The 19,587-nt window shown below is 24.9% G+C and carries 19 protein-coding genes and 1 tRNA gene; 10 read left to right on the top strand and 10 right to left on the bottom strand.

Annotation, left to right across the window (positions count from 1 at the left end; translation table 11 throughout):
* Window positions 1-72 precede the first annotated feature (72 nt).
* Genes JG677_RS03605 through JG677_RS03595 form a run of 3 tightly spaced genes read right to left on the bottom strand, consistent with a single transcriptional unit; the run spans window position 73 to window position 2,485 of the window.
* Window positions 73-1,275 (bottom strand): sensor histidine kinase, encoded by a 1,203-nt coding sequence (locus JG677_RS03605; protein ID WP_200285214.1) that lies wholly within the window; start codon window positions 1,273-1,275, stop codon window positions 73-75.
* Window positions 1,262-1,933 (bottom strand): two-component system response regulator DccR, encoded by a 672-nt coding sequence (gene dccR / locus JG677_RS03600; protein ID WP_200217160.1) that lies wholly within the window; start codon window positions 1,931-1,933, stop codon window positions 1,262-1,264. The genes JG677_RS03605 and dccR overlap by 14 nt, the downstream gene beginning before the upstream one ends.
* 12 nt (window positions 1,934-1,945) lie before the next feature.
* A complete protein-coding gene (locus JG677_RS03595; protein ID WP_200168951.1) occupies window positions 1,946-2,485 on the bottom strand; it encodes a rhomboid family intramembrane serine protease in 540 nt (179 codons plus the stop codon).
* Window positions 2,486-2,624: 139 nt separating this feature from the next.
* On the opposite strand from JG677_RS03595, the gene JG677_RS03590 reads away from it, so the two are divergent.
* Window positions 2,625-2,984 carry a PepSY-like domain-containing protein gene (locus JG677_RS03590; protein ID WP_200169133.1) on the top strand — a complete coding sequence of 120 codons (360 nt, stop codon included), beginning with the start codon at window positions 2,625-2,627 and terminating at the stop codon, window positions 2,982-2,984.
* On the opposite strand, the gene JG677_RS03585 is transcribed toward JG677_RS03590, so the two are convergent.
* Genes JG677_RS03585 through JG677_RS03565 form a run of 5 tightly spaced genes read right to left on the bottom strand, consistent with a single transcriptional unit; the run spans window position 2,981 to window position 9,834 of the window.
* Window positions 2,981-4,579: an AAA family ATPase gene (locus JG677_RS03585; protein ID WP_200285212.1), complete on the bottom strand. Its 1,599-nt coding sequence runs from the start codon at window positions 4,577-4,579 to the stop codon at window positions 2,981-2,983. The genes JG677_RS03590 and JG677_RS03585 overlap by 4 nt on opposite strands.
* A complete protein-coding gene (mtaB, locus tag JG677_RS03580) occupies window positions 4,569-5,834 on the bottom strand; it encodes a tRNA (N(6)-L-threonylcarbamoyladenosine(37)-C(2))-methylthiotransferase MtaB (protein WP_200285209.1) in 1,266 nt (421 codons plus the stop codon). Before mtaB ends, JG677_RS03585 begins: the two co-directional genes overlap by 11 nt.
* A complete protein-coding gene (locus JG677_RS03575; RefSeq protein ID WP_200285208.1) occupies window positions 5,831-7,375 on the bottom strand; it encodes a mechanosensitive ion channel domain-containing protein in 1,545 nt (514 codons plus the stop codon). The genes mtaB and JG677_RS03575 overlap by 4 nt, the downstream gene beginning before the upstream one ends.
* Complete coding sequence (aroB, locus tag JG677_RS03570; protein ID WP_200285206.1) at window positions 7,372-8,421, bottom strand: 3-dehydroquinate synthase; 1,050 nt, start codon at window positions 8,419-8,421, stop codon at window positions 7,372-7,374. The genes JG677_RS03575 and aroB overlap by 4 nt, the downstream gene beginning before the upstream one ends.
* 3 nt (window positions 8,422-8,424) lie before the next feature.
* Window positions 8,425-9,834, bottom strand: a complete 1,410-nt coding sequence (locus JG677_RS03565) for a COG3400 family protein (RefSeq protein ID WP_200285204.1) — start codon at window positions 9,832-9,834, stop codon at window positions 8,425-8,427.
* Window positions 9,835-9,865: 31 nt separating this feature from the next.
* Between JG677_RS03565 and tgt the strand changes: the two genes are divergently transcribed.
* From tgt to purU, 7 genes are all read left to right on the top strand, one after another.
* Entirely contained in the window at window positions 9,866-10,993 is a 1,128-nt protein-coding gene (gene tgt / locus JG677_RS03560) for a tRNA guanosine(34) transglycosylase Tgt (protein WP_200285202.1), read from the top strand.
* Window positions 10,987-11,745 carry a magnesium transporter CorA family protein gene (locus tag JG677_RS03555; protein ID WP_200285201.1) on the top strand — a complete coding sequence of 253 codons (759 nt, stop codon included), beginning with the start codon at window positions 10,987-10,989 and terminating at the stop codon, window positions 11,743-11,745. The genes tgt and JG677_RS03555 overlap by 7 nt, the downstream gene beginning before the upstream one ends.
* Before the next feature lie 49 nt (window positions 11,746-11,794).
* Window positions 11,795-11,871 (top strand) — tRNA-Arg (locus tag JG677_RS03550).
* A gap of 83 nt (window positions 11,872-11,954) precedes the next feature.
* Window positions 11,955-12,203, top strand: a complete 249-nt coding sequence (locus JG677_RS03545) for a hypothetical protein (protein WP_200168959.1) — start codon at window positions 11,955-11,957, stop codon at window positions 12,201-12,203.
* Window positions 12,200-12,733, top strand: coding sequence for a CiaD-like domain-containing protein (locus JG677_RS03540; RefSeq protein WP_200285200.1), 534 nt, complete (start codon window positions 12,200-12,202; stop codon window positions 12,731-12,733). The genes JG677_RS03545 and JG677_RS03540 overlap by 4 nt, the downstream gene beginning before the upstream one ends.
* Complete coding sequence (locus tag JG677_RS03535; protein WP_200285199.1) at window positions 12,702-13,808, top strand: CCA tRNA nucleotidyltransferase; 1,107 nt, start codon at window positions 12,702-12,704, stop codon at window positions 13,806-13,808. Before JG677_RS03540 ends, JG677_RS03535 begins: the two co-directional genes overlap by 32 nt.
* Before the next feature lie 3 nt (window positions 13,809-13,811).
* A complete protein-coding gene (gene purU, locus JG677_RS03530) occupies window positions 13,812-14,636 on the top strand; it encodes a formyltetrahydrofolate deformylase (RefSeq protein WP_200168962.1) in 825 nt (274 codons plus the stop codon).
* Window positions 14,637-14,663: 27 nt separating this feature from the next.
* Here purU and JG677_RS03525 read toward each other — a convergent pair whose 3' ends face one another.
* Window positions 14,664-15,593 (bottom strand): DUF2860 family protein, encoded by a 930-nt coding sequence (locus JG677_RS03525; RefSeq protein ID WP_200285198.1) that lies wholly within the window; start codon window positions 15,591-15,593, stop codon window positions 14,664-14,666.
* Between the two features lie 128 nt (window positions 15,594-15,721).
* Between JG677_RS03525 and JG677_RS03520 the strand changes: the two genes are divergently transcribed.
* Complete coding sequence (locus JG677_RS03520; RefSeq protein WP_200168964.1) at window positions 15,722-17,101, top strand: replicative DNA helicase; 1,380 nt, start codon at window positions 15,722-15,724, stop codon at window positions 17,099-17,101.
* An 18-nt stretch (window positions 17,102-17,119) separates the two neighbouring features.
* Window positions 17,120-18,076 carry a UDP-3-O-(3-hydroxymyristoyl)glucosamine N-acyltransferase gene (lpxD, locus tag JG677_RS03515; RefSeq protein ID WP_200168965.1) on the top strand — a complete coding sequence of 319 codons (957 nt, stop codon included), beginning with the start codon at window positions 17,120-17,122 and terminating at the stop codon, window positions 18,074-18,076.
* A gap of 10 nt (window positions 18,077-18,086) precedes the next feature.
* Here lpxD and JG677_RS03510 read toward each other — a convergent pair.
* The coding region (locus JG677_RS03510) for an efflux RND transporter permease subunit (protein ID WP_200285197.1) at window positions 18,087-19,587 on the bottom strand (1,501 nt) is incomplete at its 5' end.

Below are 19,587 nucleotides of genomic sequence, written 5' to 3'. Positions count from 1 at the left end.
AGAAAGAATTTATTAAAATACTTAATTCCATAGTAGAAATAAAAGAAAAAGCTCATTTAAGCAAATAAAACTTTACCATTTTAAAGTAAAAGTAGTTCCTATATTTTCATCTGAAGTACAAGAAATTGATATATTATTTTCTTTGCAAATTTTTTTTACCAAAGAAAGTCCTATGCCAAAACCACCTTGATCTTGATTAAATCTTGCGTAGCGATCAAAAATATTTTTTAAATTTTCTTTAGCTATGCCAATACCACTATCATTAATACTTAAAAAATTTTCTTTAAGACAAATATTGATATTTCCATTTTTTTTATTATATTTTATAGCATTGCTTAAAAGATTATCAAAAAGTTTTACAAATTGAGCTTTATTAGCAAAAATAAAACTTTTTTCTAATTTACTTATAAGTGTTATTTTTTTTTGCTCTAAAAAAGGTTTAAAATATTCTAAACGCTCACAAATGAGCTTTTTTAAATCAAGCTCTTCTTTTTCTTTGGAGAGGGTGTGTTCAAAGTTATAATAGACTAAATCAGAATATACCTGATTTAAGGTTTTAGCTGCAAGTTTAATGCGTTCAAATTTCTTATTTTCTATATTTTGTTTTTGGAGTTGTTCTATACTCATTAAAATAACGCTTAATGGAGTGTTGATTTCGTGAGTAGAATCTTTAATAAAGCGATTTAAAAATTTAATTTTTTCATCTAATGGTTTTAGAGCTATTTTTACTAAAAAATAGGCAATAATAGCAAGAAGTAAAAAAGCAAAAATGGCACAAATTAATACTTTAATTCTAATCCATAATAATTCTTGATTTATATCATTTCCTTGTATGATGATTTTAAGAGCATTTTCTTCATTGTCAATTTCGTTATTTTTATTAATTAAATAATAATTATTTGAATTCATTTTTGCTTCGAAAAATACTTTTCCATTTTCAATTCCCCTTCCTTTAAATTTAGCTTTGGCTTTTGATAAATTAAAATCTAAATTATCGAAAAAAATTTGATTTTTATCAAAAATAGCAAATTTAAGTTTTGATGAATCAGCTATATTTTTAGAGCTTTGTTCGATAGGAATAAATTTAGAATTTATAATATTAATAACAATATTTCTATGAATTTCTTTAAGATTGTTTCCTTGTAAAATTATCAATTCTTCATAAAGTTTTTGATACCAAAGAGTAAAGAAGAATGCTAAAAAAATTCCTGTTGTTGTAAGATAGATAAATAAGATTTGATAAATCACTTTTTTACTTGATTTATTCTCCGACATAACTATAACCTCTACCCCTTTGATTTATAATCTTTTCTTTTCCTAAAAGCTTTCTTAAATTTTTAATATATACTCTAAGACTTAATTCACTTGGTTCTTCATCATATCCCCAAATTTCTTCAAAAATAGTTTCGGTTTTTATAAAATGATTTTTATTTTTTAATAAAAAGGCTAAAAGTTTGATTTCTTTATTAGGTAAAGATAAAGGTTTTTCATCTTGATATAAAATTTGTGATTTTAATGCAAATTTAAAACCATTTCCCAATTCTTCAAAATCTTCTTTTTTATGAGAAAAAGCTCTTTTAAGCAATGCTTCTATGCGGATGCTAAGTTCAGCAAGCTCAAAAGGTTTGCGTATGTAATCATCACATCCTGAATCATAACCTTGTTTTAAATCAGCTAAGGTGTTTAAAGAAGTCATAAAAATAGCTGGAGTTTTTTTTCCGCAATTTCTTAGTTCTTTAAGCAAGGAAAAGCCGTCTCCTAGAGGAATTTTTACATCCAAAATCCAAAGATCAAAATTTTTTTCATATGCTAAATTTAAAGCTTCATTTGCATTATCACAAAGTATAACTTCATAGCCTTCATCTTCTAAAAATTCTTTTATAATTTCGCTTAAGGATAAATCATCTTCTAAAAGTAAAATTTTCGTTGCCATTTTTTCTCTTTTTTAATATTTTTTAAATATTTTAAAATTATTTTTTAATTTTGCAAAAATATATCCACAAACAAATCCAAAAATATGCCCATACCAAGCTATATTAATACCCATAAGCAAAGGAACAAAACTCATAAGCAAAAGAGCTACAATAAGTCCTTTTGTGCTATTTTTATTTAAAAAAGCAAAATAACCCATTAATACGCAAATTGCTCCACTTGCGCCTATAAGATTGATTGTTTGATTAAAATAAATATACGCAAAATAAATATAAAAAAGGCTTAAGATGGAAGTTGCCATACCTCCTATAAAATACAATAAAATAAAATTTAAAGCTTTGATTTGTTTTTCTAAAATAAGTCCAAATTGAAATAAAACAATCATATTTAAAATTAAATGTGTTAAATCAGCGTGTAAAAACATCGAGCTTAAAATTTGCCAATAAAAGTCTTCTTTAAAAAATAAAATATTAAGTCCAAATATATCATAACTAGAATAAGGAATTAAAATAAAAAATAAAATATTTATAAATATTAAAATAAATACAAACAAAAAGACTCCTTATTGTAAAAATTCACAAAAAATTCACAAATAAAAAATATACTTTAGAAATTTTGAATTTAGGGTTTATAATTTGAAAACTAAAAGTATTATTATATCATTAATTTTATTTAGCTATTTATCAGCTGATATGATTATTTCCTTTGATTCTTTGCCTCCTAATTCAAAGGAATTTATAAAAAAATATTTTAAAGCTCCGGTGGGTATAGTTCAGCAAGATAAAAATTCCTATGAAGTTTATTTAAGCGATGGAACAGAGCTTGAATTTTCTAGTGATGGTTCTTGGAGAGAGATAGAAGCTAAAATTACTCCTTTGGATTTAGATATTTTGCCTGTAAATATAGCTAGTATTGTCAAAAATGAATTTAAAAATATAAAAGCAAAAGAAATAGAAAAAAAAATTAATTATTATAAAATTAAACTTGTTAATAATATAAAAGTTTTAATAGATTTTAATGGAACTATTTTACATAAAGAATATGATGATTAAATCATTATAATTTCTTTAATATCATCATATTCTAGTTTTTCTTTTTCGAGTAAAATGGATGAAAGCTTTGAAATTTTTTCTTTCATAGGGGTTAAAAATTCATACATTTCTTCTTTTTGTTTTTTTAAAGAGCTGTCTTCTATCATATCAAAACTTATCATGAAATCAAGAATTTCTTTAATTTTTAAAAAGTCATTTTGTGAATTTGTATAGTTTTCATTGTAAATAAGCTCCATTGCACACGAGCCTGCTAAATAAACTTTTATTTTATTAAAAAGTTCTGATTTTGATTTTATATTATTTTCATACTCTTTAAATCTATCTTCAATAAGGGTAATTTTTTCAAATTTTATATCAAAGTAATATGCGCTTAAAGCTTTTGCAGCTTGATAGGTAGCTTGAATTTTCTTTTCTTTTTCATTAAAACTTAATATTTTCTTTTTTCCTAAAAGGACTTTATTTAATACGGCAAAAAAATCATTTTCACTTACTTGATTTGAATTTCTTCTTAATGCGTTAATAGCAGCTTCATTTACCAAAGTTTCAAGTCCAGCTCCACTAAATCCTACGGTTGCTTTAGCAATTTTTTGTAAATTTGCTTCATTTTTTTTATCTTTCATATAAATTTCTAAAATTTTAAGCCTATCATTAAAATCAGGCAAAGATAAAAAAATTCTTCTATCAAAGCGTCCTGAGCGTAGAAGAGCACTATCCATAAGCTCTATTTTATTTGTAGCACCAATTACGATAACGCCACTATTATCTTCAAAACCATCCATTTGGGTTAAAAGTTGATTTAGTGTACTATCTCTTTCTACATTAGACATTTCTCCTCTTGTTTTTCCAACTGCATCAATTTCATCAATAAATATAATACTTGGCGCCATCATTTTAGCTCTAGAAAAAAGCTCTCTTACACGCTTTGCTCCCATTCCAACATAAATTTCAACAAAGCTAGATCCGCTTTGATAAAAAAAAGGAACCCCAGCTTCTCCTGCCACAGCTTTTGCAATCAGAGTTTTACCAACACCAGGGGGTCCTACCATTAAAACCCCTTTAGGCATTTTTACTCCAAATTCTTTATATTTTTTAGGATTTTTTAAAAAATCAACTAATTCGCTTAGTTCTGTTTTTACTTCATTAACACCTGCTACATCGTTAAAAGTTATATTTGAAATAACGGGTTTGATATTAATATCCCAAGAGTTTGTATTTAAATTTCTATTTTGTTCTTGATGATTTTGTATTTTAAAGTTTTGTTTTTTTTTGCTAGAGAGTAAGATAAAAAATAAAAGGGCAAAAATTAAAATTAAAATTAAAATAAGCAAAAAATAATTTTCTTTTTCAACTTCTATTGGAACTTTATTTAAAAGTTCTTTTATATCCACACCATCTTTTATGATGGCATAATTTTCTCCTTTAACTTTTAAAAAAATTTCATTTTCATCAATAATAGCTTTTTGTATTAAATTTTGATCAAGAAAGCTTTGATATAACTCTTTATCTATAAATTTTACTTCATTTTTTAAATATAAAATAACAAATAATAAACACAAAATAGCCAAAGATATAAAAATAATTTTTTTATTTTTCATAATTATGCCTTAAAATAACTTCATTATATTCTTCTTTAATATTATAATTTTTAACACTTAACCATTCTTTTGAAATATCTTTAAAAGAATGAATTTTTACTTTATTAAAAAATTGATCATAGCCTTCAAAGATATTGTCTTTTTTATTTTCTACTAAAATTTCAAGTTTTGTATTTTTATGATTTTTTCTAAAATTATAATTATTTTCTTTAACTATATTTTTTAAAATATTTAATCTTTCTTTTGCAATTTGACCATTTATAGTATTTTTTAAAGTTGCCGAATGAGTGTTATTTCTTGGACTAAAAACAAAAGCATGAATATGAGTAAGATTAAATTCTTTAAAATTAGCTAAAGCTTCTTGCCAAATTTCTTCGCTTTCTCCAGGATGACCTACTATAAAATCAGTTCCTAGTGCAAAACCTTTAGAGGAAAGTTTTTGAAATAAAGCAAGATCATTTTTTGTATGAGATCTGCGTCTCATAATTCTAAGCATGGTTTCACTTGTGTGTTGTAAGGCTATGTGCAAATGTCTTTCAATAAAATTTTCATCTAAAATTTCAAAAAAACTTTCATCAAGTTGAGCAGGTTCAAGGCTACCTAGTCTAATACGTTTAATCCCTGATATTTTTCCTAATTTTTGCAAGAGTTTTCCAAGGCTTGTTTGATCTTTTAAACCATAACTTCCTATATTAGTTCCTGTTAATACAAGTTCATTGTAGCCATTTTGGGCTAGTATTTTAGCTTGTTCTAATAAAATATCTTCTTTAACACTTCTTGATTTTCCTCTAACACTTGGAATAATGCAATAACTACAATTAAAATCACATCCTTCTTGGATTTTTATAAAAGCTTTTGTATGATGTTCATATTTGCTTACTATGTCTTTATCTATAAAATTTAAATTTCCTATTTCATAAAAATTTTTTTTAGTATTTAATAAATCATTAATTTTATTTTTTTCAGATGCTCCTAAAACTCCAAAAATTTGTTTTTTGTCAAAGAGTTCTTTGCCTTTGCTAAAAGCACCGCATCCTGTTAAAATGATTTTTATTCCTTTTCTTTGTAGATTATGAATATAGTTTTTAATCCCGCTATCAGCTCCATTTGTAACTGTGCAAGAATTAATAATAATAATCTTAGCCTCATCTTCCTTATAGGTAATTTCATAATCTTTAATATATTTTTTTAAAAGTTCGCTATCATAAATATTGGTACGACAACCAAATGTTTTAATAAAAATTTTTTCCTTCAAAAATTCTCCTTAGAATGTTTTAAAATATCCTCTTTAGAAGGAAAATAAATATTTTGAGTTGGATAAGTAAATTTTATATCTTTATGTTTATTAAATTCTTTAACAATTTCTTTGCATAATGTACTTCTAAGTGTTAAAGCTGCATAGGAATTTGTCATATACCACGCAGAAATTCTCATGCCATAGTTTTCAAAAAAAGTAAAAAATTTAGGTCCTACTTGAGGATTTTTAATGCTATAGGTATTTTGAAGTTTAGTTAAAGTTTTTTTAGCTAAATTTGTATAAGGTTTAGAATGTTTAATTACGATTTCTTCAATAATTTTTTGAGCTTTTTCAAGATTAGAATCAAAACTAAGAGTAATATCAATACCATCAAAAATGGTTTTCATACCATGATGCGTATAGTTTGATATAAGCTCTGTAAAAACATAGTTATTAGGTATAAAAATAATTCTTCCAGCACGTCTATTATCTGTGTAAGTTACAAGAGTGATATCTTCATAAAGTGTAATTTTTAAAAGAGAAATATCTATAATATCTCCAACATAAATTTCATTATTGTATGTTACTCTTATACGATCCCCTACACGAAAACTTCCACCAAATATAATTACACACCATCCAAGCATAGACATAAACATATCTTTCATTGCAATAGCTAATCCAGCAGAGGCAAAACCTAAAATAGTAATTAAATAAGAAATATTTTCTATATAAACAAAAAGTAAAATAAATAATATAATATTGACATTAATAACATTAATAATCTTAGTTGCAGTATAATAGCGTTCATTATCTTTAATATATTTTTTAACAATCATTTTTAACAAAAACGATATAACAATTACTATGATAATAGCAATAATAAGATTTAAAGCTTTTAAGCTTTGTTCTTTTATCTCAGATTGAACACGAAAAATTTCTTCATCGATTTTTTTTTCATAAACCAAAAACGAAACAGAAACAAATTGCAAAGCTTGTTCAAATTCTTCTAATTTTTTGTTAGATTTTTCTAATTCTTTTATATTTTCTTTACTATTGTTAAATTTTACAAGCTCTTTTAGATCTGTATTTTTTTCTTTGATGGTATCAATTAAATTTTTAAAATTATTAAATTTAAAAATATATTCTTCTTTTTCGTTTTTTAATTTTTTTATATGAGAAAAGGCATTAATAATCTCTAAAGGATTGGTAAGTTTTGGTAATATTTCTATATTTTGAGGAACAAGCAAAATTTTAGCAAAATTAAAATCTTTATAATCTTTTAAAAGATTTAGTTGTTCTTTTAGTGAAAAAATCTTTTTTTTAATTTCTTCTTTTTGCTCTAATTTTAAATCATCTTTTTTTAATAAAGAATCTAAAACTATAAGTTCATTATTGATTTCTTGATATTTGTTAAAATTTTCATAATGAATATTCCACACATTTTTATTGATTAAAGAATTAAGTTCTTCAATTTGTTTATTGATAGTATTGATTGTAGCATTTTGACTATAAACAAAAGAACAAACTAAAATTAATAAATAAAGTATTTTTTTCATATAAAACTTTCTAAGCTTTTTAAAATGATATTTTTATCTATATCATCTTTAATAATAGCTTTTCCTATCTTTTTTAATAAAATAAAATTTATTTTTTCTTGTTTGGTTTTTTTATCAAGAAAAAAGCTTTGATAAAAGGTATTTATATTAGGTATTTTATAAAATATAGGCAAATCAAATTTTTGCAAAGTTTGATTTATTTCTTGAATTTGTGTTTTTTTTAAAAAATTTAAATGATAGGCTAAAATATTTGCCATATGAATCCCAATGCTTACAGCTTCTGCGTGTAAATATTTTTTATAAAAAGTTTGATTTTCTATTATATGTGCAAAAGTATGACCATAATTAAGCATCATTCTTAAATGATTTTCTTTTTCATCTTTTGATACAATTTTAGCTTTAATTTCTATGCTTTTTTGAATGATATTTGAAAGCAACTCATCATCTCTTGATAAAAAAAGCTTTTTATCGATATTTTGGATAAATCTAAAAAAATAAACATCAAAACTCAAAGCCATTTTTATAACTTCTGCCATAGCAGAACTTAGCTCTTTATCATTTAAGGTTTTTAAAAATTCGCTTTGACAATAAACAGCTTTTGGTTGATAAAAACTACCTATGAGATTTTTTCCAAATTGATTATTAATCCCTGTTTTACCTCCAACAGAAGCATCCACACAGGCTAAAAGAGTGGTTGGAATATTGATAAATTCAATTCCTCTTTGATATATACTCGCAACAAAACCTCCAATATCAGAAATAACTCCTCCGCCAAAACTAATCAAAACGCTTTTTCTATCAATGCGATATGCAAACATTTGATTTAAAATTTTTTCTACTGTTTGTAAATTTTTATATTCTTCGCCTTCTTCTATACCGATGATAAAGAGTTCTTTACATTTTATTTTGCTTTTTAGAGTTTTAAGATGAAGATTTAAAATTCTAGCATTACTTAGCAAAACAACTTTAGTATCAAGATTAAGTTTTTCTAATTCATTAATAAAAACTTTATAAGAATTTTGTTTTAATTTGATGTCTATTTGCATTTTTTAACTTATAGGAATAAAAAGTTGATAATTTCTACTCATCTTTTTATAGTGTTTATTAAAATTAGTACTTAAATTTCTTGATAAACTATTTTTTAATAACTCAGGCTCAAAACTAATAAATTGCAATAAATCATTTCTATATTGCAAGCTTAAAATAGGATTTTCGTCTTTTTTATTGATAATTAAAATATTTTTATCATAGAGTTTTGAAAGACTCTCAAAATACTCTTCCATAGAATTTACATTTTCTTGTATAGGATTATAATAATAAAAACTCACATTAAAATTAAGCAATTTGCTTAAATCTACTATAACATTAGCTTGATTTTCTAATTCATTTTCATCAGAGCTTAAAATCACGCATTCTTTTAAATTATTAAAATCTGTATCTCCAATTTTTAAAATAGGAATTTTTAGTTCAAAAAAATTCTTTTTTTCTTTTTCAAAATATTTATGATCAGTAATAAACATTCCAACATCATTATTTTCTAAAAAAGAATTAAGATTTTTAAAATCTGTATTCTTATAATCAAAAAATATTTCTTCATTCTTACTTGATACATCTATGAGTTTTTTTATTTTTTCATAAATGCTATTAATAGTTGGATTAATAACTCTTAAGAAAAATTTACGACTATTGGTTTTTTGACTAAAGGCAATGAGCGTATCTATAAGTCTTTCTTGTGTTAATAAACTCATATTTTTCATATCAATAATGCAGTAAATATTGTTTCCAAAAGGTGCTGGAAATTGACCTAGATTCCCGCGTATATTATGAAAAACACTTTGAAGTACTACAGGATCTCCTACTATCAAAATACTATCATTTGGATAGAGTATAAAACTTGGTTTTACAAAATGTATTTTTGAATTCCTATAAACTAAAACAATGCGCCATCTTTTTTGCTGGATAAAACCTATGTGTCTATAGGCAAAAATAGAACCTACTGGGATTTTAATCTCCATAATCTCACCAAGTCCAAGTCCTATATATTGAGCCGTAAGAGCAACATCAGGTAAAAAATCTAAAAATCTTCTACTTAAAGCACTTCTTGCATCAACAATTTTACATTGTTCATCGTTGATAACAAGTCCCCAAAAATCCATAATATTAATTTCTAATTGCAAATTTAAAGATCTTAAGCTTTCATAAGTTTTTTTAGTATCAAATTCATTATCCATATAGATTAAAGCTTGTTTGTAATCTTTTGTCATAATAAGCTCAAGTCTAGCTGTGCTAGTAGGATCAAATTTATGAAATTCTAAATATTCATTATTTATATTTAAATCAATATTTATATCGTTTTGATAAACAATGGTAAAAAAAAAGTTTAATCCTTTTTCAAAACAAAGCCTTTCTAAGAAATGCTTTGCTAAAATACCATCAATAATTATTAAAATATGATTCATTGTTTCACTCCAAAAAAGGAAATTATAGCAAATGGAATTTAAATTAAAACATAAAGATCAAAATGCAAGAGTTTGTGAGATTAAAACTACTCATAGTTCTTTTTTGACGCCTATTTTTATGCCAGTTGGAACGCTTGGAGCTGTAAAAAGTCTTGATGCTAAGGATCTTTTAGATTTACTTGATGCTAAAATTATTTTAGCAAATACTTATCATTTATATTTGCGTCCTACAAGCAGTGTGATTAAAAATTTTGGAGGATTACATCATTTTAGTGGTTTTACTAAAAGCTTTTTAACAGATAGTGGTGGATTTCAAGCATTTTCTTTAAGTAAAAATTCAAAGCATTGTGAAGAGGGGATAGAGTTTAAAAGCCATATTGATGGAAGCAAACATTTTTTTACCCCAAAAAGTGTGCTTGATACTCAATATGATTTTAATTCAGATATTATGATGATACTAGATGATTTAGTAGCTTTACCAGCCGATCTTAAAAGAATACAACTTTCGGTAGATAGAACAATAAAATGGGCAAAAGAATCTATAAAATATCATAAATTACAACAAGAAAATGGAATAGGAATTGGACAGAATATTTTTGGCATAGTGCAAGGTGGAACAGATCATAATGAAAGAAAACGTTGTGCTTTAGCTTTAAATGAAATGGAATTTGATGGTTTGGCTATTGGGGGTTTGAGTGTAGGTGAAGAAAATAAACTTATGTATGAAACAGTTGAAAATGTTACAACTTTTATGGATGAAAAACATCCAAGATATTTAATGGGGGTAGGAACCCCTGAAGACTTGGTTGAAAACATAGAAAGAGGGGTTGATATGTTTGATTGTGTAATGCCAACAAGAAATGCAAGAAATGGAACTTTTTTTACTACTTTTGGGAAATTTAATATTAAAAAAATGGAATTTATAAATGATCATAGTCCTATTGATGAAAAATGTTCTTGCTATACTTGTAAAAATTATTCAAGAGGATACTTAAATCATCTTTTTAAATCAAAAGAATTAACTTTTTTTCGTTTGGCAAGCTTGCATAATTTGCATTATTATTTAACTCTTGTTAAAGATGCTCAAAAAGCAATTCTTTCAAATTCTTTTTCTAAATTTAAAAAAGAATTTTATTCTTTAAGAGGTGTGCAGTGCTAAACGAAAATTTAAAGAAAATTTTGCAAAATAAAAATTTAGAAACACTTTATACTGATTTTGGAGAGCAAAAAATTTTTATTTTACATTTTGATCAGAAATTAAAAGTTTTTTCATTTGAGGATAAAAATATTCTTTTTTTAAAAAATAATGAAGAATTTATACCTTTTAAAATAGAAGATTTTACTTCTTTATTTAAAGAAATTTTAGAAAATATAAAAAAGCAAAATACTCAATTTCAAAATATCATTGAATATAAAGAAAATATGATTTTAAAAGGGAATTCTATTAAGAATTTTTTAAAGAAATCTTTCGTTTTAAAGCAAAAAATTAATAAAAATTTAAAATTTTTGATACTTTTAAAAGATTCTTTAAAAATGCTTCTAAATAATCATCTTTTTTTGAAAAAAACTTTAAAATTATTATTATTAAATGTTGATATTCTTATAAATAGCATTAAAGATAATCTTTCGCATCTTGATGCACTTTATATTTTATCAAGCTCTATTAAAAATGAAACAATGAATAAAAATATTTATCTCTTAAGTGTGCTTTCTGTGATTTTTCTTCCTTTAAATCTTATAGTAGGTTTTTTTGGAATGAATACAAAAAATCTTTTTTTAGAAAATAATCCTTATGGAACCTTATATATATTTTTTAGCATTTGTTTTATTTTAATTTTTGGCTTGTTATACTACAAAAGCAAGAAAGTTAAAGAGCTTGAATTTGATGATTATTTAAAAAAAAAGAAATAAATTTTTGCTATTTTTAAGATTTTTTATATATAATTTTCATTTTTATTTTGCGTTCGTAGCTCAGCTGGATAGAGCATTTGATTGCGGTTCAAAAGGCCAGAGGTTCGAATCCTCTCGAGCGCGCCATACTTTCTGTTTTATCTGCTTGATTGTAATAACTCTTTTTGCTAAAATATTTAAATTAAAAAAACAATATCAAAAGATGATCTATGAAAAAAAATACCGTTACTGAAGCTTCTATTTATGAAGCACAAGGTCTTAAAAATGAGGCTTTAGAAATTTATAAAAATATATTAAAAAGTGATCCAGAAAATCAAAATGCTATTGATGCTATACGTAGGCTTAGTGGATTAAGATCAAAACATACAGATTTAAATACCCAAATGCTTGATTTTTTTATTATGATGCAAAGTGAAGAAGAAATTAATGAATTTAAAAGGTGGTTAATAAAAATATGAATATTGAAGATTTAGCTAAAAAAACAATTGATGAAATTAGTATAGAAATTAAAGAAAAAGAAAGACAAAAAAGTATTTTAGAAGAACAGCAAAAAGAACTAAATATTCAAAATAAATTAAATGAAATTCATACTAAAGGATTTAAAGAAGAATTTCCTAGCGTTGAAGAAATTTCTATACAAGAACAAGATAATGAAATTAAAAATGATATTTTAAAAGAACAAACCAAAGAATTTCAAAATGAAAAAAAACTACAAACAAATCAAGAAAATAATAATTTTTTAGAAAATATTCCACAAATTGATGAAGCTTATTCTTATATACAAGAAATAGAAAAAGATGCATTAGAAAAAAAGGAAAATTCAACTTATCAAGATGATATTTTTTTAAAAAATTTACGAGAAAGAATTTTGGTTTTATTTGAGGGATTAAATAGTGTAAAAAAAGATAAAGTAGAGCAAAAATTAATATTAACGATAAATTTTTTAGAGTTTTTACTTGCAAAAATTGAAGATAAACTTAAAAAATAATCCTGATATTAATTTTATAGTAAATTTTTTAAAACCTTATACCAAAAGAGCATATTTAGTAGGTGGAAGTGTAAGAAATTTATTATTAAATCTTCCATTAAATGATTATGATATAGAACTTTATGATCTTACTTGTCATCAATTTGATGAAATAATGCAAAAACTAGGAGCCAATGGTTTTGGTAAAAGTTTTTTTGTTTATAAATATAAAAACTATGATTTGGCTTTAGCAAGATATGAAAATAAAATTTCAAAAGGTCATAGAGGCTTTGATGTTAAAATTTGTCAAATAGAAAAAGATGGGGCAAGAAGAAGAGATTTTACTTTCAATGCTCTAATGATTAATATTTTTAATGGGGAATTTTTAGATTTTTATGGTGGATATGAAGATCTTAAAAATAAGACTATAAGACACATAGATGCTAAAAGTTTTAAAGAAGATAGTTTAAGAATTTTAAGAGCTATTGTTTTTGCAGCAAGATTTAATTTTGTCATTGCCAAAGAAAGCTTAGAATTGATGAAAGAGATGGATATAAGTGATCTTAATTTGGGGCGTATTAATGCAGAGCTTTATAAATTTTTTAAAGCAAAAAATTTAGCATTGGGTTATAAATACATACAAGATTTAAATTTAGAAAAAAAAATTTTTTTTCATAATTTCAATGATGATCAATTTAAAAGCTTGCTTGAAAATACTAGAGAATTTATTAAAGATGAGGCTTTATTTTTATATCTTTACTTAAATCATTTTAAAATTGATTTCAATGAGTTTTTTAAAAAAAGTAAGTTAAAAAAAGAATTATTATCAAAGGTAAAAGAAGAGTATTTTGAAGGTGAAATAAGTGATTTTGAGCTTTTAAAAATTGCCTTAAAAAAGCCTTTAAATTCTTGGCTTGGTCTTTGGAATAAAGAAAGAATAAAAAGAGCAAAAAAGTTAAAAGTATATGATAAAAAAATTGCAATCAATATTGATATGGATAAAATTTTTAAAAGCAATTTAAACGGAAAGGATTTAGGAGAATTAATACAAAAAGAAAAAGAAAAAGAACTTTTAAAATATCTACAAAAGGATTAGATTATGAAATATATTTTAAAAATTAGCACCAAAGATCAAAAAGGTTTGGTTTATAAAATTTCTCAAATTCTTTTTGAAAATAATATTAATATTATTAAAAATGACGAATTTGTAAATGAAGAAATGTTCTTTTTTAGAGGACTTTTAGAGGGGGAGTTTGATAAGGAAAAATTGCTTAATAATTTAAAATTAATAATGCCTTGTGATTCTTTTATCGAACTTTATGAAAAAAGAAAAAAAGATATTATTATTTTTGTAACAAAGGAAAGTCATTGTTTAGGAGATTTGCTTATAAAACATTTTAGCAATGAACTTGAAGCCAATATTAAAGCTGTGATTTCAAATTACGATATTCTTAAACCATTAGTAGAAAAATTTAATATTCCTTATCATACATTTTCTACAACTGATAAAAGCAAAGATGAACAAGAAAAAGAAATTTTATCTTGTTTAAAAAATTATAATTTTGATTATTTGGTTTTAGCAAAATATATGAGAATTTTATCACCTTATTTTGTTAAATGTTATGAGGAAAAAATTATTAATATTCATCATTCTTTTTTACCTGCATTTATCGGAGCAAATCCTTATAAGCAGGCTTATGAGAGAGGGGTAAAAATTATTGGAGCCACAGCTCATTTTGTAAATGATTGTCTTGATGAGGGGCCTATTATTACTCAAGATGTTTTACCTGTTAATCATGAATATACTTGGCAAGAAATGCAAAAAATAGGTAGAGTTATAGAAAAAAATGTATTGTCTAAAGCTCTTGATTTGGTTTTTGAAGATAGAGTTTTTATTTATAATAATAAAACTATTGTATTTTAAAGCTTGAAATTCATTCAAGCTTATTTTTTAAAAGCGATAACCAATTCCGGCTAAAAATATCTGATAGGTTTCATCATAAAAACTAATATCGTTATTTTCTTTTTTAAGAATATAAGTAGCATATGAATAAAGATTTTTTTTGTCTAAGAAATTATTTTTAACAACCTTTAAATTAAATTTTATCTCATTTCCAGAAGCTTTTTGATTAAAAAGTGGATTAATTTTTTTAGCTTCTATTTTATTATAAGCTATTTCAGGAGATAAAATATAATCTTGCATAAAAGGATGATTCAATCCAGCGCTTATTCCGTATCTTGAGAAGCTTTGTGCTTTACCATCTGCATCATTATAGTCATAATTTATCCCTGCATTAAAGAAAGAATAATTATATTTTAGTTCAATTTGATGAAAATATCCATCACGTTTTAAAGAATTAAGCGTAATGAGTTCTTGATCAATTTTATTTTTTGCAAAAAGATAGCTTAAATTTATATTTTGTAAAGCATCAATTTCATAACTTGTTCCTAGTTTAATACCAAATTTACTAACACCAGTTTCTTCTCTATTTTGTTTTATAAGATAAGGATTAGCGTAAGCTTTTTCTCTTAATGAGCTAACAAATGCTAAAGAAGAGGTAAATTTTTCCAAATATGATCTTTCATAACCTAAAGAAATTCCACTAATATCTCTTCCATTATAGTTTTTTAGAAAAAGTCTATCGTTGTCAATTAAACCACCATAATAAAGTTCAAATCCTAAAAGCAAACTTGCTTCGGCGCTAGAATGAGGATTTTCATTAAGACTATTTATATAATCACGATTAGCTAAAGGCGAAAGATTGCTTTTGATATCTCTAATGCCAAACCCAAATGAAATATTTCCACTAAAACCTTGGTTAAAATCTGCTGCACTTAAAAACAACGGGATGAAGCAGAAAGATAATAATATTTTTTTCAAATTTTTTCTCCTTTTAATTTTGAAAATAAAAAGGGATAATGTTAATTAAATTTGTATTAATTTCGTATAAATTTATTTTTAATTTGTTAAAATTTTAATACAAAGTTATTTTTAGAGGTTAAAAATTTATGAAAAATCAAGAATATTTTGATTTAGATTTAGAAAGAGCTATTTTAAGTACTTGTTTATATAGCGAAGATGCTTATGCTAGTATAGCCGGAGATATTGAGATAAAAGACTTTAGTTTAAAAGCCCATCAAGATATTTTTAAAGCTATTATTGCTTGTGTAAATGCCAATAGCCCTATTAGTGTAAGTTTTATTAAAAAATACAATAAAAATATCGATGAGAATGTTTTAAATGAAATTATAGCAACGCCAACTATGATCGATTTAGTGGCTTATGTAAATGAACTTAAAGAAAAATCAATTAAAAGACAACTTTTAAATTTTGCCTATCTTTTACCAAGTCGTATCAATGAAGAGCGTCCTGTTAGCGAAATTTCTGATGAAATCGGTAAAGAAATTTTTAATTTGACAAATAGAATCAATTCTAATGATATTAAAAGTTCAGAGATTGTTGTGAGCGAGCTTTTAGAAGAATTTAAAAAGCAAAAAAGTTTAGAAAATAAAGGATTAATAGGACTTGATACAGGATTTGATGAGCTTAATTCTATGACTAAAGGTTTTAAAGGTGGAGAGCTTGTTATTGTTGCAGCAAGACCCGGTATGGGTAAAACAACCTTGTGCTTAAATTTTATAGAAAAAACTTTAAGACAAAACAATGGAGTGGTAATGTTTTCACTTGAAATGCCAGCGGTTCAAATTATGCAAAGAATGTTGTCTGCAAAAACTTCTATTCCTTTGCAAAAAATTATTACTGCAGATTTAAATGATAATGAATGGGATCGTATAGGCGATGCTTGCAATGATTATATAGAAAAAAAGTTTTATATTTATGATAGCGGTTATATAACAATTACAGATGTAAGAGCCATTTTAAGACGCCTTAAATCACAAGAAGAAGGAATAAAGCTTTGTGTGATAGATTATATAGGACTTATGATGAGTAATTCTAATTTTAATGACAGACATTTGCAAGTAAGTGAAATTTCAAGAGGTTTAAAACTTTTAGCAAGAGAACTTGATATTCCAATTATCGCTTTATCTCAATTAAATCGTTCATTAGAAAATAGATCCAATAAACGTCCAATGTTAAGTGATTTAAGAGAGAGTGGGGCGATAGAACAAGATGCTGATACAATTTTATTTGTATATAGAGATGAAGTTTATAGAGAACAAGAAGAAAAAGAAAGAGAAAATAAAGCTAAAGCCGAAGGAAAAACTTATCAAAGAAATTTTATGCCAAATCCTTTACAAGAAAATGCTGAAATTATTGTAGGAAAAAATAGAAATGGACCAGTAGGAATGTGTGAAGTTCTTTTTTTAAAAGATAAATCTTCATTTGCTGAAAAGCCAAGATTTGAAAGTGTTGAATTTAATGGTTGATTATAAAAAGGGGTTAAAATGAAATTAAGCGAAATTGCTAATTTTTTAAGTTTGGATTATAAAGGTGAGGATTTAGAGATTAAATCTTTAAATTCATTATTAAGGGCTAATTTTATGGAGCTTACTTATTGTGATGGGGAAAAAAATATTAAAGATATTGCAAATACAGGTGCTGGTGCTATTTTAATAGCAAAAGAATATGAGCATTTAGTTCCTAAGCATACAAAAGTTTTAATAAGTCCTAATGCGCATCTTCATTTTGCTTTTTTAAGCAAACTTTTTGCTAATAATTTAATTTCAGATGTTAAAGAAAAAAAACAACAAATTGCAAAAAGTGCTAAGATTATGCCAAATGTATATCTTGGAAATAATATTTTTATAGGAGAAAATGTTATTATTATGGCAGGAGCATACATAGGAGATAATGTAGAGATAAAAGATGACACTATCATCCATCCTAATGTTGTAATTTATAATGATACTAAAATAGGTAAAAAATGCCACTTGCTTGCAAATTGTGTTATAGGAAGCGATGGATTTGGTTATGCGCATAATAAAAATGGAGAACATTTTAAAATTTATCACAATGGTAATGTAATTTTAGAAGATTATGTAGAAATTGGTGCTTGTACAACTATAGATCGTGCAGTTTTTGATAGCACAATTATTAAAAAAGGAACAAAAATAGATAATTTAGTTCAAGTAGGTCATAATTGCCATATAGGTGAAAACTGCATTATAGTAGCACAAAGTGGAATTTCTGGTTCTAGTGAGCTTGGGCGTAATGTTATAATGGGCGGACAAAGTGCAACAAGTGGGCATTTAAAAATAGGAAATTTTGCTACTATTGCAGCAAGAGGAGGAGTTAGTAAAAACCTTGAAGGAGGAAAAGTTTATGGAGGTTTTCCTATAATGCTTCAAAAAGACTGGCTTAAACTTCAAGCAAAAATTGCCTTAAAATTTAAAGAAAAATAATGCTTTAGCTTTAAAGCAGTTTTTTTCTTTCATAAATTTTTCTTATTTTTAGATCTAAATTAAAGCAAGTTTTAAAAAATACAGGAACAACAAGCAAAGTTAAAAGAGTTGAGCTTATAAGTCCAAAAATAACACTAATTGCCATAGGAGAGTTTGCTTCATAACCTGAGCCTTTAAAAAGAGCAAGGGGTAACATTGCAAAGATCATAGCAAAAGTTGTCATTAAAATTGCTCTAAGTCTTGATTTTCCAGCAAAAATTAAAGCTTCATCAGGATCTAACCCTTCGTGACATTTTTTATTGGCTAAATCCACAAGTAAAATAGCATTTTTTCCTACCATACCAAAAAGTAAAATAATAGCAATTAAAACAAAAAGAGAAAAATTATGTCCAGTGATAAAAAGTCCAAGACAAGCTCCACCAAAGGCTAAAGGCATAGTAATCATAATAATTAAAGGTAAAATTAAACTTTCATAAAGTGCTGCTAATACAAGATAAATTAATATAAAGCCTAAAGTAATAGCAAAAATAAAGCCATTAATTGTTTCTCCTAAAAGATTAATAAAGCCAGAAAATGCATAGTTTAAATTGTTCTTTCCTAAAATAAAATCTATATTTTTAAGAATTAAATTTTGAACTTCTCCTAATGAAATATTATTAACTCCTGCTGTAGTTTTAATACTGCGATTTTTATTGTAATGATGAATTGATTTAACATCTTCTTTATATAAAAAATCTACCACACTAGAAAGATCAAGATCTACACCTTGATTGTTTTTAATGTGTATTTTTTTTAAAGAATCTATATCTTGTTTAAATTTTGGATCTAAACTTATGACAATATCATCTTTTGAATTGGCTCTATCCATACTCCCTATAATTAGATTATTAAAAGAATATTTTAGAATTTCAGCAATATAATAAGGATTTACATTTAAAAGTTTAGCTTTTTCTTGATTGATGAAAAGTGCTATTTCTGCTTTTTTAGAATTAGAATCATCATCTATATCTACTATAGCTTTATTTTGTAATAAAACTTGTTTTACTCTTAGGGTGGCTTCTTTTATTTTGTTTAAATCATCTCCTAAAACTAAAAATTGCACAGGATCATCAATACCTGCTCCATCTATTTTTGGAATTTCCAAAACTTTAATATTAAGATCATTATCTTTTAATAACGCCCTATATTGACTAATGATAGTTTTTTGTCTTTCTTTTCTTTCTTCTAAAGGTTTTAATTTGATATAAATTTTTGCCTTTGATGCTTCTTTGGCATCATTATAACCTACTAATAAATAAGCATAATCAACTCTTTTATCTTTTTTAATTTGTTCTAAGATTTTTAAAGACTTATCTTTCATAGCTTCTAAACTAAGATCTTGTTTGCTTTCAATAAAAACTTGAAATTCGCTATCATCTTCCATAGGTAAAAAATCAAGTCCTATTTTAAGAGCTAAAGCAAAGCAAGAAAAGAGAAAAATTAAAGTAACAATAATAAAACGAATTTTATAC

The sequence above is a fragment of the Campylobacter sp. TTU-622 genome (assembly GCF_016598965.1).
Taxonomy (GTDB): domain Bacteria; phylum Campylobacterota; class Campylobacteria; order Campylobacterales; family Campylobacteraceae; genus Campylobacter_D.
This window is presented reverse-complemented; position numbering and strand designations above follow the sequence as displayed.

Coding starts and splice junctions, on each gene's coding strand:
- tgt (WP_200285202.1), top strand. CDS start 9,866: ATGGAATTTAAATTAAAACATAAAGATCAAAATGCAAGAGTTTGTGAG.
- lpxD (WP_200168965.1), top strand. CDS start 17,120: ATGAAATTAAGCGAAATTGCTAATTTTTTAAGTTTGGATTATAAAGGT.
- JG677_RS03590 (WP_200169133.1), top strand. CDS start 2,625: ATGATTATTTCCTTTGATTCTTTGCCTCCTAATTCAAAGGAATTTATA.
- dccR (WP_200217160.1), bottom strand. CDS start 1,933: ATGGCAACGAAAATTTTACTTTTAGAAGATGATTTATCCTTAAGCGAA.
- JG677_RS03520 (WP_200168964.1), top strand. CDS start 15,722: ATGAAAAATCAAGAATATTTTGATTTAGATTTAGAAAGAGCTATTTTA.
- JG677_RS03565 (WP_200285204.1), bottom strand. CDS start 9,834: ATGAATCATATTTTAATAATTATTGATGGTATTTTAGCAAAGCATTTC.
- JG677_RS03575 (WP_200285208.1), bottom strand. CDS start 7,375: ATGAAAAAAATACTTTATTTATTAATTTTAGTTTGTTCTTTTGTTTAT.
- JG677_RS03585 (WP_200285212.1), bottom strand. CDS start 4,579: ATGAAAAATAAAAAAATTATTTTTATATCTTTGGCTATTTTGTGTTTA.
- purU (WP_200168962.1), top strand. CDS start 13,812: ATGAAATATATTTTAAAAATTAGCACCAAAGATCAAAAAGGTTTGGTT.
- aroB (WP_200285206.1), bottom strand. CDS start 8,421: ATGCAAATAGACATCAAATTAAAACAAAATTCTTATAAAGTTTTTATT.
- JG677_RS03545 (WP_200168959.1), top strand. CDS start 11,955: ATGAAAAAAAATACCGTTACTGAAGCTTCTATTTATGAAGCACAAGGT.
- JG677_RS03605 (WP_200285214.1), bottom strand. CDS start 1,275: ATGTCGGAGAATAAATCAAGTAAAAAAGTGATTTATCAAATCTTATTT.
- JG677_RS03540 (WP_200285200.1), top strand. CDS start 12,200: ATGAATATTGAAGATTTAGCTAAAAAAACAATTGATGAAATTAGTATA.